The sequence below is a fragment of the Paenibacillus sp. GYB003 genome (assembly GCF_036577625.1).
Classification (GTDB): domain Bacteria; phylum Bacillota; class Bacilli; order Paenibacillales; family NBRC-103111; genus Paenibacillus_AB.
This window is the reverse complement of record NZ_JARBDC010000066.1, coordinates 170,398-186,586: the sequence shown is the minus strand read 5'-3', so window position 1 is coordinate 186,586 and position 16,189 is coordinate 170,398. Positions and strand designations below refer to the sequence as shown.

The following is a 16,189-nucleotide window of genomic DNA, read 5'->3' as shown; positions in this document are numbered from 1 at the left end:
GGAGCGCATCATGAGTGTAAAAATAGCCATACTGCCGGAACCGGCGATCCAAAAACGGATTTTCGGCGACTCGCAATGGAGGCAGCTGGAAGCGATCGGCACGGTCGTCCGCAACGAGACGGCCGGCTTGCCGACGCCGGATACGCTCCGGAGCGTGATCGAAGGGGCCGACTTCGCGATCACGTCGTGGGGTTGCTCCAAGCTGACCGGGGACATTTTGGACCGGGCGCCGAAGCTGCAAGCGGTGCTGCACGCCGCGGGAACCGTCAAGGGCATCGTGACGCCGGAGCTGTGGCGGCGCGGCATCCTCGTCTCGAGCGGCAACGGGCCGCTCGGACAAGGAGTCGCCGAGACGGCGCTCGGCCTGACGATCGCCTCGCTGAAAAACATGTGGCAGCTGACGCAATCGACGCGCGGCGGCGGCTGGAACGCGGGCAAGGACCGGATCCGGGAGCTGTACGAGGTGACGGTCGGCGTCGTCGGCGCCGGCAAGGCCGGACGGCATTTCATCCGGCTGCTCCGCAATTTCGACGTCTCGATCGTCATTTACGACCCGATCCTGACTTCCGAGCAGGCGCAGGCGCTCGGGGCGGTCAAGGCGGACCTGGACGAGTTGATGCGCGTCAGCGACGTCGTGTCGATCCATGCGCCGTCGATCCCGGAAACGTACAAAATGATCAATCGCGAGCGGCTGGCGCTCATGAAGGACGACGCGATCCTGATCAATACGGCGCGGGGATCGATCGTGGACGAGGAAGCGCTCGTCGCCGAGCTGCGGAAGGGCCGGCTGTTCGCCTGCCTGGACGTAACCGATCCGGAGCCGCCCGCGCCCGATCATCCGCTGCGCGGCTTGCCGAATTGCGTCATCACGCCGCATATCGCCGGCGCGGTCGGCAACGGGGTTCGCCGGCTCGGCCAGTTCGCGATCGACGAGCTGAACCGCCTGCTTGCCGGCGAAAAGCTGGAAGGCGAAGTGAAGGAAGAACAGCTGAGCGTCCTGGCTTAAGGAAACGACATCGACGAATCGCTTGCCTATACCTTTCCGGAAAGAAGTGATTCGATGCACGTTCGAACGTTAAGAACGATAGGAACAATGATGAAAAACGGTTTGCTTGTTTCGCTCGGAACGCTTCTATGCTTCATCTCGGTTTTCGTCCCGGTTCGCGTCGGAATGGCCGCTTCGTCGGCCGTTCCGATCGTGAACGCGGGTTTCGAGCAGCAGGTTGTCGGCGGCGTCATTCCCGGCTGGAGACAAACGTACGGCAATGGCGTCACGACGGCTACATACGGAATTTCAAGCGCGGCGAAGCATACCGGCAGCTTCAGCCTGCGGCTGGACGACGGCTCCGCCACAGCCGCGCTCGGTCTGGAGAGCGACCGGTTTCCCGTAACCGCCGGGATCCATTACTCCGCCTCGGCCATGTTCCAGGTGGAACGCGGGAGACTGGCCATCTATTTGCAGTTTTTTAACGCGGCGGGCACCCGCATCGGCAATACGTCCGGATGGGTCGACCCGGCGGAAGGCGCCTGGATCGCGGGGAGCGTCTCCGGCATGGCTCCGGCGGAGGCCGTAACCGGCTCGGTGCTGCTGTATTCTTCCAGTACGGGTCAAGGAGCGGGATATGTGGACGATGTAACCGTGGACGTGAATCCGGTCGGCACGTTCAAAAATTTGGGCGAGCCGATCACGAACTTCATTAACCAGGACGCGGCGATCGGCCGGGAGCAGGGCAAGGATGTGGCTTACTCGGTCGTGAAGGGGGCCGGCGACAGCACCGTGTTCGCCGTGGTCGACCTGATGAGCGCCGAAGTGGTCAAAACGATCCCGATGCCCGGCGTCACCGGGGCCTGGGGCGTCAAGGCGGCCGGCGACGGCAAAATATACGCGGGCACTCACTACGACGGTCACCTGTACCAGTATACGCCGGGAAGCGACAGTCTCGTCGATTTGGGACGATTGGGAACGGAGACGCATATATGGGCGCTGGTCGCCGGGGCAAACGGCAAAATATATGCCGGCACGTATCCGAATGCGCACGTATTCGAATACGATCCCGTCGCGAATCGGGTGAACGACCTCGGGCGGGTGCATCCGACCGAGAAATATGTGCGCTCTCTCGCTTACGATGCGGACCGCAACGTGTTGTACGCCGGCGTCGGCGGATCGACGGCCGGCATCGTCAAGATCGATTTGGCGACCGGCGCCCGGCAGGAACTATTGCAGAAGCTGCTGCCCGACGCGTATTCGAATTACGATTTCGCCTACAATATGGGTTACGCGCTGGGCAAGCTGTTCGTGAGGCTGGACAAACCGGATCATCTGCTGATCGTCGACACGGCCTCGGAAACGGTCGAATATTACGATCCGAACGGCCTCGGCATGGGATCGCGGACGGTGGCCACGATGCCCGGCGACGACCAAACCATTTATTTCGGCGGTTACGTGCTGCGTTCCTACAACATAGCGAGCCGGACGTTCGCCGTCGAGTTTTCCGATCCGGCCGCGAGAGCGTTCAACTTTTTCGACGGCAAATTTTTGCAGCTGAACGATCCGGCATGGCCCGGCTATACGTTTGTCGGCGTCAGCGAAAAGGGCCAAATTTTCCTGAACAATAAACAGACCGGGAAACTGTCTGCGTCGAGGGTGGACAATTTCGGCTCGCCGGTTTTGATTCAAAGCTTGCATACCGGGTTCGACGGCCATATTTATATCGGCGGCTATTTGGGGGCTACGGGCTTTACGTCGTACCGTCCGGAGGACGGCTCGTTTACGGAAGTTCAGCAGTTCGGCCAGGTGGAGTCGGTCGCGAGCGTGAACGATAAGCTGTATATCGGCACTTACGGCAACGCGAGAGTGTACGAATACGATCCGGCCGAGCCGTGGAGCTCCTCCAACCCTCGCCGGGTAGCCGAGCTGATCAAGGACGGCCAGGACCGTCCGTTCGCGATGGCGGGCGTCGATTCGCTGCAGAAGCTTTATATCGGCTCCGTCCCCGATTACGGCTCGCTGAGCGGGGCGCTTACGGTATATGACGTGCCGACGCGGAAAACGCAAGTGTTCAAAGATATCGTGCGCAATCAAGGCGTCGTCTCCCTCGTCTACAAGGACGGCGTCGTGTACGGAGGGACGACGATCTACGGCGGCCTCGGGACGAGCGGTCCGTCGGAGACGGAAGGCAAGCTGTTCGCCTTCGATACGGCGACGAATACGAAGCTGTTCGAGATCGTCCCCGTGCCCGGGCGCAAAGTCGTGAGCGGATTGCTGGCCGGACCGGACGGCATGATCTGGGGCGTGGCCGAAGATCATATTTTCAAGCTGGATCCGAATACGCGGCAGATCGTCTATAAGGCGGCGAAGCTGGGCCGATACGGCACGGGCACCGTCTGGGTCGACGCTTTCCTGGAGCTGGGGGCGGACGGCAACGTGTACGGGACGAACCGGCAAAAAACGTTGTTCATGATCAAGCCCGAAACGATGGAATTTATCGTCCTCAAAAACGGGGCGGGCAATTACTTGACTCAGGACGCATACGGCAACTTGTACATGGCGAACGACGCCACGCTGTGGAAGTATACGCTGCCGGCCGACGAGCGGTCGGTCGCCGGGCTGCTGCGAAAGTCCGCGGAAGCCGGGCGCATCCCGCCGCCGGTCGAGACGCAGCTGGCGAATTCGCTTCGCCAGGCCGTCGATCATCGCGGCAAAGGGCACCCGGATCAAGCGGTGAAGCATTTGCGCGATTTTTTGAAGCATCTGCATAACGAGGCGTTCGGCGCCTCCGTCTCGCCGGAGGCGAAATGGCCGCTGGATCAGCAGGTAAGGACGCTGATCGCCGATTGGGAATCATAGGAACGCCATAGGGCGGCCTGCATCTTGGAGCGGAACGGAAAGCATACGACGGGCTGTCGCTTTGAACTTGAATGGCGGCAGCCCGTTTGTTGCGATTATTCGGCAATAAACGGGCGCCGAAGAGGGATACCGACATCAGGAGAGAGGGCGAAGAGACGTTTTGGAAGCGCTTTTATGAAGCGAATTTTTTCAATCGGCAAGGAGGGATTTTGACAATGACGACGGGGAAAACGGGATGGCTTCCCAAGCGATGGCGCGCGGGGCGCGCGGCGTTGGCCGTGCTGCTGGCGGTGGCGGTCGTGTTCACGGGAGGATTCGGCGCGGGAGCCGGGCTTCAGGCGCCTCATGCGAGCGCCGCGGCGGGGGAAACGTTTTTCGATTTCGAAAACTTCGCCCTGGGCCCGCTGAACGGGCAAAACGGCTGGACGAACGCCGGCCCCGAGGTCACGGTCACGGACCAGGTGTACGCGGTCAGCGGCGTGAAATCGGTCAAAATCGTGGACAACGACAAGACGAAGGCGGTCGGGGCGCGAACGGCGTTCGCGCCGATTCAGAAAGGCAGCGTGGAATGGTGGGCGAAGGCGGATACGGCCGACCGGCTCGTCATGCTGCTCGAAAGCACCGGGCCGCAAGGCAGCAAGCCGGTCGAATGGATCGGCTTCCTCGCCAACCGGTCGTTCGAATATTACGACGGGGCGACCCGCGTCACTTCGAGCGAGCAGTACGAGACCGGGAAATGGTACCGGTTCCGCGTCGACTTCGACGCGGCGGCGGGGAAGAAGACGATTATGATTTTCGACGGCGACGATTTGCTTCTGCTGCGCAAAGATACGGCGTTCCGGGACGCCTCAGCCGGCACGGTCAATTTGTTCCGCTTCGCGACGATTTCGACCGGCGTCGGGACGTTTTATATGGACGACGTGCGCATACGCGATTCGCGGCTTGCGGACCCGGGCGAGCTGCAGCGGATGGCGTTTCATCCCGATTCGATGAACGTGGTCGTCGGGCAGACGCTGCCGGTCGCTTTGCTCGGCCACTACACGAATGGAGATGTGAAAGCGATGAACGACTCGTTGGTGTCGTACGCTTCCGCGCAGCCGGAAGTGGCGACGGCGGGAGGCGGAACGGTGAGCGGAATATCGCCCGGCTCGACCGTCGTAACGGCCACATACGGAAGCGTGCAAGCGACGCTGGACGTTAACGTATACAGTCCGAACGATATACCGCCTTACTATAATTTGCATTTGCGGCCGCTGCACGGGGATACGGACGTGCAAGGACTGCAGATCGTAGCTCCGGAAGAAGCGCAGTGGCAGGCGCTCGGCCAGCGGATCGCGTCCGGTCTGCAAAGCCGCTGGAACGTTCCGGTAACCGTGGTCGCCCCGACGCGCGACAAGTTCCGGAGCGGCTGGTCCGGCAATACGATCGTGCTAGGCACGCTCGGCAACAACGAGCAGCTCGCCCGTCTGTACGGCCTGCGCATGTCGTACGCGGACGCGATTTATCCGGGCGACGGAGGATACCAGCTGCAGACGATCATCGATCCGTTCGGACTCGGCGGCAATACGATCGTCGTCGGCGCGAGCGATCTCGCCGGGGCGGAGCTGGGCGTAACCCGGCTGCTGCAGATCGCGGGCTCGCAAAGCGCGCCGTCCTTGCCGTGGCTGCACGAGGCGAAGCTGTCCGACCAGGCTTCCTCGTATTTGCAGTACGACGGCAAGCCGACGCCGGAAAACATCCAAACCGCGCTCCGATCGGTCGACACATGGCTGTCGAGGCTGAAGCCGAACGCCTCCAGCGAAACGGACGCGGCCTCGCTGCATTACGTCTTGTCCCGCATCAAAATATTCGGGGAAAACTTCCTGCTGACCGGCGATCCCGGATTTGCGGAAGTGTACAAAAAGCTGCTGCTCGGCTATGCGAACTATGTCAACCGTTACCCGTCCGAAGCGAAAACGCAGCTGAACGAACGGCAAAACATGTGGACGGACGGCGACGCTGTGATCCAAAACTGGGCGGTGCTCGAGGCGTCCCCCGTCTTCGCGTCGGCTCAGCGCAAGCAGATCGCCTCCGCGATGAAGCTGACGTACGAGGCGAATGCGCGCGACGGCTACTTGACGGGCGCGCCGGCGACGGGGCCGCGCTGGAACCATCAAATTTTCCCGGCGCTGTCGCTCATCGCCGGCAGCGACTATTTCGCCAAATATTACAAGCTGCCGGAGGCGGCGGGCTGGAGGCAGCTCGGGGAACGCATTTTCACCGGCAATACGTCGTACATCAGTTTGGACGAAGGCTCCGACTATTTGATGCACGTGCCGATGACGAACATCGACTACGGCATGGCGACGGGCAATCTCGATTTCATCGCGAAAAGCTTGCGCCCGAGCGCCGATCTGAATGCGCTCATGATCGACAACCTCGGCACGATGTCGGGAGGCGGCGACACGTATCCGTTCGGCTACAGCAACGCGTACTCGTGGGGGCATTCGCAGGTAATGAACGCGGCGACGCTGTTTTACGGCGATCCGCTGTACCGGTTTTTGCTGCAGCGAACGCGGACGGGGCCGTTCCCGGGCCAGCGCATGAGCGATTTGAGCTACCCGATCCATATGTACACGTCCGTGAAGCTCGACGAAACGACCGAGCTGAACGAGGACGATTATCCGAAGCTGCAGGCGTATCCCGTCGAGCAGGGCATCTATGACGATTTGAAGGAAAAGGAGCAAAAGACGGAGCTGGACGTGGCGCTGCCGGACACGTTCCACAAGATGACGTTCCGCGAAGGGTTCGGGGCGGACGACAGCTATTTGATCGTGGACGGCTTCTCGGCCGGGGCGCACGGACATCAGGACGGCAACGCGATCTTGAACTACAGCGCGAACGGGCGGCTGTTCCTGACCGACCGCGACTACATCGAGAATACGCCGGAGCATCATTCCGGACTCGTCGTCGTGAAGGACGGGGAGCAGCCGAAAAAGCCGCCGCTCGCCAAGCTCGAGTGGTCGGCGGATATCGGCGGAACGGCGCTCAGCCGCAGCACGGTGCCGAACTACAACGGGACCGATTGGGAACGATCGATCGTCAGTCCGGACGGTTCGTTCTATATCGTCTATGACAACGTCCGGGTGAACGAAGCGGGCAGCTACATGCTGAAAAACAACTGGCAGACGCTCGGCACGCCGACCGTGCGCGGCGGCAAGTTCGAGGCGGAGCAGCAGGGCGTCACGATGACGATCGAAAGCTTGGACGATTCGGACTTGCGGACGCAGGACCGGTACGGCCATTTCCAAAAATATTGGAAATCCGAATATCCGTATCCGTACGCCGACAAGGAGACGGTGCTGAGCGAAGTGCTGGAGGAGCGCGGCTACGCGGCCGGAGAGCGGGCCGAATTCGTCAACGTGCTGTCCAGCCGCAAGGAGGACGGACCGCAGCTGAATGCCCGCCGCCTGAACGATACCACGGTAGAGATCAAGCGGCAGGGGCAGGCATGGTACGCGGTTCAAGGCGCCCTGGAAACCGACGAGGTCGGCTCCGACGGCAAGTTCCACCTGCTCGGCGAAGGCCGGCTGCTCGCGGCGGATGCGACGCGGGTGCGGATCGGCTCGCAGACGCTGCAGTTCGCCGAGCCGGTCATGTTCATGATGGACACGACGAACGGGCGATGGGAGACGTATTCGCTGCGCAAAGACCGCGTTCGCTACGACGCAAGCGGCGAGCCGATCCGCGAAGGCGCGCTCGAAACCGGCACCGCCGCGTGGACTCGTCAAATGGAGCATCGGCTCGTCAAAGCGGTAAAGGAGAAGGAGCATCCGCGCGAATGGGCGAAACCGGGCGGCGGCGACCATGAGGGCGGCGGACAGCCGCGCGATTGGGAGCGGGTGTATCGGTTTTCCGAGCAGGTGACGGATACCGCTTGGGGCGATTTGGACGGCGACGGCAAGGAAGAAATCGTCTTCGGCGGCATCGGCGGCAAAGTGGAGGCGATCGGCGAAACGGGCGACGTTCGGTGGACGTTCGCCGCGGCCGGGCGCGTCAACGAAGTGACGGTGCAAACGCTGAACGGCCAGCCGGTCGTGTTCGTCGCCACGGAAAATTGGTACGTGCACGCGCTGAACGCGCAAGGTCAGGAGCTGTGGAATTACAAGTTCCCGAGCGATGCGGCCCATCGCGAGCGCAAAGGCAATCTGCTCGGCATCACGAACGTCAGGGTCGCTTACGTGAACGGGGCGGACCAGCCGCCGTGGGTGATGGTCGGCACGCAGTTCCGGTATATTTACGGCTTGGACGCGGCCGGCAAGCTGCAGTACGAAGATTTGCTGTATTATTACGGCATCGAGGATATGGAATTCGCCGACTTCGACGGCGACGGCAAAGAGGAAGGCATGTACGCGCTGGAATACGCCTACTATACGTACTGGAACGAGAAGCAGCTGACCCGGGGCGGTACGGGCGGCGGACCGGGCTGGAAGGTGGCGACGCTGCTGAACGATCCGGCTTTCGGCGCGGCGCCGGCCATCGCCTTCGGCACGAAGCAGAGCGAAGTGCGGCTTGTCGGCTACGCCGGGAAGCTGCAGGAGCGATGGAAGCGGAACGTCGGCGGGGAAGTGAACGATATCCGGTACGGCGATTATAACGGCGACGGCGTTCCGGAAATTTTGGCCGGGTCCGACGGCTTCCAGTTTTACGCGCTGAACCCGGACGGCACGACCCGGTTCCGCGCGGCGCTGCCCGACCGGGTGCTGCAGGTCGACGGCGCGCGCCGGGACGGCGTCACCCGCTATTATGCGGCGGCCGATCACGGACTGCTCGTGCAGCTGAACGAGCAGGGAGCCGTCGAGGCGACGACCCGCTTCGCGCACCCGATCGCCGCCTTGAAAGCCGGGGAAACGCAGCCGCGCCCGTGGGCCGTGCTGGAGAACGGCGAACTGTACCGCGGGCGCTGACGCGGCGAAACGATGGGGCTCGGCCGATTCCGGGCCCCTTTTCGCCGATTCCGCAAACGGCTTCGAAAGTCGAAGGTTGCGGCGCGCTGCGGGGTTATTGATGCCGCCTTCAACTTCTAGTATGCTAGGATACATAATCTTAAGGCAAATGGTGGCGGTAGTATGGAAGAATTGGAAAAACCGAGCCGCAGAACGTTTCAGGCGCGGCTCGAAAGCATGGTCGATGCGATTCGCGGCGACATTATGAACGGCGTTTACCGCGAGGGCGATTATTTGCCTTCGGAGAAAGCGTTCGCGAAGCAGTACCGGATCAGCAACAAAACGGTGCGCCAAGGGCTCGAGTCGCTTGTGGCCGAACGGCTCATCGAGAAAATACCGCGCGTCGGCAACAAGGTGTTGGGGCTTGCCCGCGACGATACGACGGTGCTCAGGTTCGGCTGCCATACGTCGCTGTTTCAGGAAGCGCTGATGAAGACGCTGATCGCGGAATTTCACAAGCAGCATCCCGGCATCCGGATCGAGCTGTTCACGTTTCCTTCCGGGCTGCAAACGTATCAAACGGTGAAAACGGCGATCGAGGAGAAACGGATCGACGTGTTCACGATGAACTATAACAGCTTCGACGATTTCCGGCTGAACGGCGCCTTGGACGATTTGGAAACGCTCGAGCCGATCCCCGCCGTCTATCCGTTTCTGACCGAATCGGTAACGCTCGAAGGACGGCTCAAGCTGCAGCCGTTCGTGTTTTCGCCCCTTGTGCTGTGCTACAACAAGGATCATTTTCGGGAGAAAGGCGTCATGGAGCCGGACAGCAGCTGGCGCTGGAACACGCTGTTCGAGCAGGCGTCGAAGCTCGCGGTGGAGAACGAGCGGCTCGGCTTCTACTTCCATTTTCCGTCGAGCAACCGGTGGCCGGTCTTCTTGCTGCAAAGCGGCATCCGCTTCGATCGCGACCCGTCGGGACGTTCCGCCGGCAGCGCCGAGCAGCTTAAGCAAAGCTTGCGCGCCTGCCGCGATTTGATCTATTTGCAGAACCGGTTCCCGCTGTTTTTATCGGAAAAGGACGGGGACGCGGAGGAGCTGTTTTTCGGCGAGAAAGTGTCGATGATCATGACGACGTACCTCGCCTTGAACCATCACGAGCGCCGCAAGGAGTTCGAATACGATATCGCTCCGCTGCCGTACTTGAACGATCCGAAGACGCTGCTGCTCATGATCGGGCTGGCCGTCAACGCGCACTCGGAGCGGAAGGAGAGCGCCCTGCGCTTCGTCGATTTTCTTCTCTCGTACCGGGTGCAGCTGATGATCCGCCAGAAGACGCTGAGCATCCCGAGCTTGAAGCCGGCCGCGGAATGGAGCGGCAAGGAGACGATGTACCGGCCGTCGCGGTTTCCGATGTACCGGGACATTATTCCGACGTTTCGCTCGTTCAACGCCTTGAACATGTCCTCGTCGGAGCTGTACCGGTTTTACCGCGAGGCGAAGCTGTTTTGGTCGGGGCTGGAGACGGAGGAGGTCGCCGTCAAACGGCTGGAGCAGCTGCTGTACGAGGAACGCGCCGTGCAGGCCGGCAGCGCGACCTAGCGCAGGCCAATAGCAAGTCTGTCGACCGGTTCATACCGGTTGACGAAAAACAAGCTTCCTTCCCGTACCATGCGGGATGGAAGCCGGTTTACTTTTCACAGGATTACAACGGGACGTCGTTATGTTCGCCCGGAGCCGACGGCGACTTGTCCGCCGCGGGCTTGCGCCGGAGCAGCAAATTGTTGATGACGATCACGCCGATAATGACGCCCATCCCGGTCAGCGCCGACATGTCGCCGAGCGGCACGATGATGGCGCCGAGCCATCCGATGTAAGCGTACGACAGCGGGACGACGACGAGGCACAGCGAGCTGGCCAGCAAAAAAACGAAATAAAACAGCCGGCAAAACAGGCGGAACGCCGCAGGCTCCGCGCGGATGCCGAGCTTGAGCAAATCGGACAAGGCGAAGCACATGCCGGCCAGCGAGAAGCTGGCGATGACGGGAGTGTCGACCGCGACGATGTCCGCCGCTTTCAGAACGCCCAGAAGCAAGTAGCTGAGAGCGATCCCGAATAAAACGACATCGCCTTGGGCGGCGACCCGGCGTTCCGCTTTCGGACGCTTCGGCTTGGCGGGCGCGCGGTTTCGCCGCGACAGCTCGCCCGGTACGGAATGTTCCGGCAACACGATTCCTCCCTTGCAGGAATGCAGATTACCGTTATTTTAACACGGAAGGGTATGGGTGGGAACTGCGCCGGGCGACTCCTCTTTTCTGTCGAGATTTGCGGATTCATAGAGAAGGGGACTCGGCCGCAGCCGCCCAATAGCGGAGCCGCCGCTTCATAGCGGAAACGAAAGGAGCGGATCTACGATGAACGTCGTATACATCCACACGCACGATACCGGGAGATACATCGAGCCGTACGGGTATCCGGTACCGACGCCCCGCCTGCGGCAGTTCGCCGAAGAGGGCGTCTTGTTCCGTCAGGCGTATAATGCGGGACCGACCTGCTCGCCGAGCCGTTCCGCATTGCTGACCGGCATGGCGCCGCATTCGAACGGGATGATCGGACTGGCGCACCGGGGCTTTCGGCTGAACGATCCGAGCCGGCATTTGGCGTCGTTCTTGAAGAGCCGCGGGTTCGAAACCGTGCTGTGCGGCGTCCAGCATGAAGGGAAGGAGCCCGAGGCGCTCGGCTACGTCCGCGTGCTTCACGGTCCCGGCGGCGGGAAAAAAGACGGCTCGTGGGACGAACAAAACGCGAAGCGAGCGGCCGATTATATAAGGGGCTGCCGGCCGGACCGGCCGTTCTTCCTGTCTTTCGGGATGTTCAGCACGCACCGGGAGTTTCCGGACTTGGACGGCGGCGTCAATCCGAACTATGTGCTGCCTCCCCATCCGCTGCCGGATACGAAGCGGAACCGCGAAGATATGGCGGCCTTTATCGGCTCCGCCCGCATAGCGGACCGTTGCGCGGGCATCGTGCTGGACGCGCTCAAGGAGACGGGCCTGGAGCGGGATACGCTGATCGTCTTTACGACCGATCACGGCATCGCCTTTCCGCGGATGAAATGCAATTTGTACGATACCGGGATCGGCGTGGCGCTCATCCTGAAGGTGCCGGGCTTGCCGCAGCAAGGCCGTGCGATCGATTCGCTCGTGTCGCACATCGACCTGTTCCCGACGATTTGCGACCTGCTGGCGCTGGAGCAGCCTTCCTGGCTGCAAGGCACGTCGCTGCTGCCGCTGCTGGACGGGTCGGCGGAGAAGGTGAGGGACGACCTCTTTTCGGAAGTGACGTTCCATGCCGCTTACGAACCGATGCGCTGCGTCCGTACGGAGCGGTACAAATATATCCGGCTGTACGACGATCACGACGGGCACGTTCCCGCCAACATCGACGACGGCCCGAGCAAAACCTTTATGCTGGACAGCGGCCTGTTGGAAGAAAAGCGGGACCGGGAAATGCTTTTCGACCTGCATCTCGATCCGGTCGAACGCGTCAATCTGGCGAACGATTCGCGGTACGAAGCCGTCCGCGGCGATTTGTCCGCCCGTCTGCGCGCCTGGATGGAGCAAACCGGCGACCCGCTGCTTCACGGCAAAGTTCCCGTGCCGGAAGGCGCGAAGGTGAACCGGAGGGATGCGATCAGCCCCCGGCTGAACGAGTTCGAATAGCCATCGTTCCATATAAGCAAAAATCATTTTTCCGCCGGGTAAAACAACATAGATCGGTATGCGTCCGCGTAATCGCGGATTTTTTTTTTGTTCGAATGAAGAGGCGATAATGAATGTTGACAAACTTAATAGTAATATTTACTATTAATTCGTGATATGGATTAATCGTAATTAATACTATTAACGGAGGTGTCACAATCATGCGCACATCCAAAGCAATCGGGCTGTTGGCGGCGATAGGGTTCATTGTATTGTTGATCGGCTGCAGTGACGGCAAAGACGATATGGCGGGAACGCCCAATGAAGCGCGCGAGCTCGTATATGCAACGGCGAAAGATATTAACGATATGAATCCTCATTTGTATGCCGGCTCGATGGCGGCGCAGGGCATTGTGTACGAATCGTTGGTCGAAAACACGAAGGACGGCATCAAGCCGCTGCTGGCGGAATCCTGGGACATCTCCGACGACGGCAAGGTGTATACTTTCCATTTGCGGAAAGGCGTCGCCTTTCACGACGGAGCGCCGTTTAACGCCGACGCGGTCAAACAAAATTTCGAAGCGGTGCGGCGCAATGCGGGCAAGCACGCATGGATCAAGCTGTCGTCGAAGCTGGCGGATGTCAGCGTTATCGATGCGCATACCGTCCAATTGAAGCTGACGGAGCCCTATTACCCGACGCTGCTGGAGCTGTCGATGACCCGCCCGTTCGTGTTTCTGTCGCCCAACGATTTTGTGAACGGAGAGACGAAGGACGGTGTGGCGAGATACAACGGCACGGGCCCTTATAAGATGACCGAGCATGTGAGCGAACGATACGCCCGCTTTGAGGCGAACGACCATTATTGGGGCGGCAAGCCCAAGGTGAAGCGGATTACGGCCAAAGTGCTGCCGGCGGGCGAAACGACGCTGCTGGCGCTGCAAAAAGGCGAGGTCAATTTCGTCTTTACCGACGATCGCGGCGCCGACAGCATTGACGTGGAATCGATGAAGCGGCTCGTTGAAACGGGCAAGTACCGAATGGTTCGCAGCGAACCGATGAATACGAAGATGATCGCGGCCAACAGCAGCAAGTCGGACAGCCCGGTCAGCGAGAAGGCGGTGCGCGAGGCAATCTGGCATTCCGTCGACCGGAAAGCGATCAGCCAAAGCATCTTCAGCGGGACGGAAACGGCGGCGGACACGCTGTTCTCCTCCAATGTCAACTATGCCAATATGACCGGGCTGAAGAAGCGGGGATACGATCCGGAAGCCGCGAAGCGACTGTTGGAGCAGTCGGGCTGGATTTCGGCAAAAGACGGCGAGGTCCGGACGAAGGGCGGTCGTCCGCTAGCGATGAAGCTGTATTACGACGTCAACTCCTCCTCGCAGAAAGCACAGGCCGAACTGCTTCAAAACGAGGTTTCCAAGATCGGGATGAAGCTGGAATTGGTCGGCGAACAATCCGCCTCCATCGCGAATCGGAGATCGAAGGGCGATTACGATCTGCTGTTCAATCAGACGTGGGGACTCGCCTATGACCCGCAAAGCACGATCGCCGCCTTTGCCGCCGAGTCGTCCTATCGCTATACGACGAGCGGAATCCCGCAGGCGCAGGAGCTGTACCGCAAAATCGACGAAGTGATGGTGACGGCCGACGACAAAAAACGTAGTGCGCTGTATGCGGACATTTTGACCATTGTCCATGACGAGGCTGTCTTTATTCCGCTGACGAACGGCAGTGTAACGGTAGTGGCGCCTGCCGCTCTTCAAGGCGTTTCGTTCAAGCAAACGCAATTCGAGATTCCGTTCGAACGGATGTATTTCGAGTAAGGCGGCGACAACACCATTTTGCAGGCAGAAGGGTGCGATGGAGAGGACTATGGGCGGTTATATTTTTAAACGTACACTCATTGCGTTACCCATGCTTGTTGTCATTTCATTTTTGACGTTTGCGCTTAATCATCTATCGCCGATGGACCCGGCCGAGGTTGTACTGCGCGCGAAGGAAGTGCCGGTTGTCACCGAAGAATTGATCGCGGAGACAAGAACGGAGCTCGGCATGGACCGGCCGCTGCTGGTCAGATATGCGGATTGGCTGGTTTCCTGCCTTCAGCTTGACTTCGGAAGCTCTTATGTGACGGGAAAGCCGGTATGGGACCTGCTCGGACCGGCTCTGCTCAACACGCTCAAGCTGACGCTCGTTTCGGCGGCGTTCATTATCGTCCTGTCGATTGCGTTGGGCGTCGTCTGTGCCTTGAGGGAGGGGAAAGGGCTGGATCTTACGGTCCGCGGCGTCTCTTTCTTGCTGACTTCCATGCCGCCTTACTGGCTCGCGGCGCTGATGGTCTGGTTTTTTGCCGTCAAGCTGGACTGGTTGCCTACCAGCGGAATGGACTCCACCGGCAGCTATGTGCTTCCGGTAACGGTCATTGTCATCGGCTACGCGGGCATCTACTTCCGGATCATCCGCAGCTCGATGCTGAGCAATCTTCATGAAGACTATGTGCTGTACGGCAGGGCGTGCGGCTTGCCGGAGAGAAGCATCACGCTGCATATTTTGCGCAATTCCTTGCAGGTCGCCGTGTCGGTGTTCGGCCTTGCGATTCCCATCCTATTGGGGAGCACGGTTGTGGTGGAAAACATATTCGCATGGCCGGGGCTGGGGACGTTGACGGTCAGATCCGTTTTGAGCAGGGATTTTCCGATCATCCAGGCGTATGTTCTGGTGCTTTCGGCAGCCTTCGTGCTGTTCAATACGGCTTCCGACATCATCAACGGGGCGCTCAATCCCAAGCTAAGGAAGGAGCTCTAGATGAAGCTGCTTATGCATGCGATCAACAATAAGCTGGGCGCCGCTTCGCTGGCCGTCGTCGCGTCCACTCTTTTTATCGGCATTTGCGCGCCGTTCTTTGCGCCGCACGACCCGAACGAGGTGCAGATGGAGCTTCGTTTTGCAGGGGCGTCCTGGGAATATTGGCTTGGCAACGACCATCTGGGCCGCTGCGTCCTGTCCCGGCTCATTTACGGTATTCGCCCCAGCGTGTTGTGGGTGCTCGTCGCGCTGACCGCGTCGGCATGGATCGGGGCCGTGCTCGGCTTTGCGGCGGGCTACTTCAAAGGCAAAACGGACGCGATGCTCATGAGGCTGTGCGATTGTATGCTGTCCTTCCCGGGATACGTGATGACGCTCGCCATCGTCGGCATGCTGGGTGCGGGTCTGGAACCTATTTTGATCGCCTTCGTGCTGATGAAATGGGCATGGTTTGCCCGCACCATTCGTACCGCCGTGATGCAATATGCGGACGCCGATTATGTGAAGTTCGCCAAAACGCTCGGCGCCGGCCATATCCGCATCATGGCAAAGCATATCGTACCGGTTGCGCTTCCGGACATTGCCGTTATTACCAGCAGCTCCTTCGGATCGATGATTCTGCAAATTTCCGGCTTGTCCTTTCTCGGCCTGGGTGTTCAGGCGCCGCATGCCGAGTGGGGGATGATGCTGAACGAAGCGAGATCGGTCATGTTTTCCCGGCCGGAACTGATGCTGGCTCCCGGCTTGGCGATCGTCGTTGTCGTATCGGCGGTCCATTTTTTGTCCGATTCTCTCCAAACGGCTCTGGATCCGAAGTTGACGACTGCTCGTCGGGGGGCGCAATCGCGCTCGGGCGCAGTTGTGCCGAAACGGCAGGGGAAGGAGGTCGCCTGATCCGC

At 60.3% G+C, this 16,189-nt stretch carries 9 protein-coding genes; 8 read left to right on the top strand and 1 reads right to left on the bottom strand.

The window, feature by feature from the left end; translation table 11 throughout:
* Positions 1 to 10: 10 nt before the first annotated feature.
* The 4 genes from PV407_RS21535 to PV407_RS21520 all read left to right on the top strand — a co-directional run bounded on the left by PV407_RS21535 (position 11) and on the right by PV407_RS21520 (position 10,377).
* Entirely contained in the window at positions 11 to 1,006 is a 996-nt protein-coding gene (locus PV407_RS21535; RefSeq protein ID WP_332092048.1) for a hydroxyacid dehydrogenase, read from the top strand.
* 87 nt (positions 1,007 to 1,093) lie between these two features.
* Complete coding sequence (locus PV407_RS21530) at positions 1,094 to 3,847, top strand: FIMAH domain-containing protein (protein WP_332092047.1); 2,754 nt, start codon at positions 1,094 to 1,096, stop codon at positions 3,845 to 3,847.
* Positions 3,848 to 4,062: 215 nt separating this feature from the next.
* On the top strand, positions 4,063 to 8,793 hold the full coding sequence (locus tag PV407_RS21525; protein WP_332092046.1) for a hypothetical protein: 4,731 nt from the start codon (positions 4,063 to 4,065) through the stop codon (positions 8,791 to 8,793).
* Between the two features lie 162 nt (positions 8,794 to 8,955).
* Positions 8,956 to 10,377, top strand: coding sequence for an extracellular solute-binding protein (locus tag PV407_RS21520; protein WP_332092045.1), 1,422 nt, complete (start codon positions 8,956 to 8,958; stop codon positions 10,375 to 10,377).
* 103 nt (positions 10,378 to 10,480) lie between these two features.
* Here PV407_RS21520 and PV407_RS21515 read toward each other — a convergent pair whose 3' ends face one another.
* On the bottom strand, positions 10,481 to 11,002 hold the full coding sequence (locus PV407_RS21515) for a hypothetical protein (RefSeq protein WP_332092044.1): 522 nt from the start codon (positions 11,000 to 11,002) through the stop codon (positions 10,481 to 10,483).
* A 187-nt stretch (positions 11,003 to 11,189) separates the two neighbouring features.
* Here PV407_RS21515 and PV407_RS21510 point away from each other — a divergent pair, with 187 nt between their 5' ends.
* The 4 genes from PV407_RS21510 (at position 11,190) to cntC (ending at position 16,184) form a co-directional block, all read left to right on the top strand.
* Positions 11,190 to 12,497 carry a sulfatase family protein gene (locus PV407_RS21510; protein WP_332092043.1) on the top strand — a complete coding sequence of 436 codons (1,308 nt, stop codon included), beginning with the start codon at positions 11,190 to 11,192 and terminating at the stop codon, positions 12,495 to 12,497.
* Positions 12,498 to 12,697: 200 nt separating this feature from the next.
* Positions 12,698 to 14,308, top strand: coding sequence for a staphylopine-dependent metal ABC transporter substrate-binding lipoprotein (cntA, locus tag PV407_RS21505; RefSeq protein WP_332092042.1), 1,611 nt, complete (start codon positions 12,698 to 12,700; stop codon positions 14,306 to 14,308).
* Positions 14,309 to 14,357: 49 nt separating this feature from the next.
* Positions 14,358 to 15,290 carry a nickel/cobalt ABC transporter permease gene (opp1B, locus tag PV407_RS21500; RefSeq protein ID WP_332092041.1) on the top strand — a complete coding sequence of 311 codons (933 nt, stop codon included), beginning with the start codon at positions 14,358 to 14,360 and terminating at the stop codon, positions 15,288 to 15,290.
* On the top strand, positions 15,291 to 16,184 hold the full coding sequence (gene cntC / locus PV407_RS21495) for a staphylopine uptake ABC transporter permease subunit CntC (RefSeq protein WP_332092040.1): 894 nt from the start codon (positions 15,291 to 15,293) through the stop codon (positions 16,182 to 16,184).
* The last annotated feature ends 5 nt before the right edge of the window (positions 16,185 to 16,189 follow it).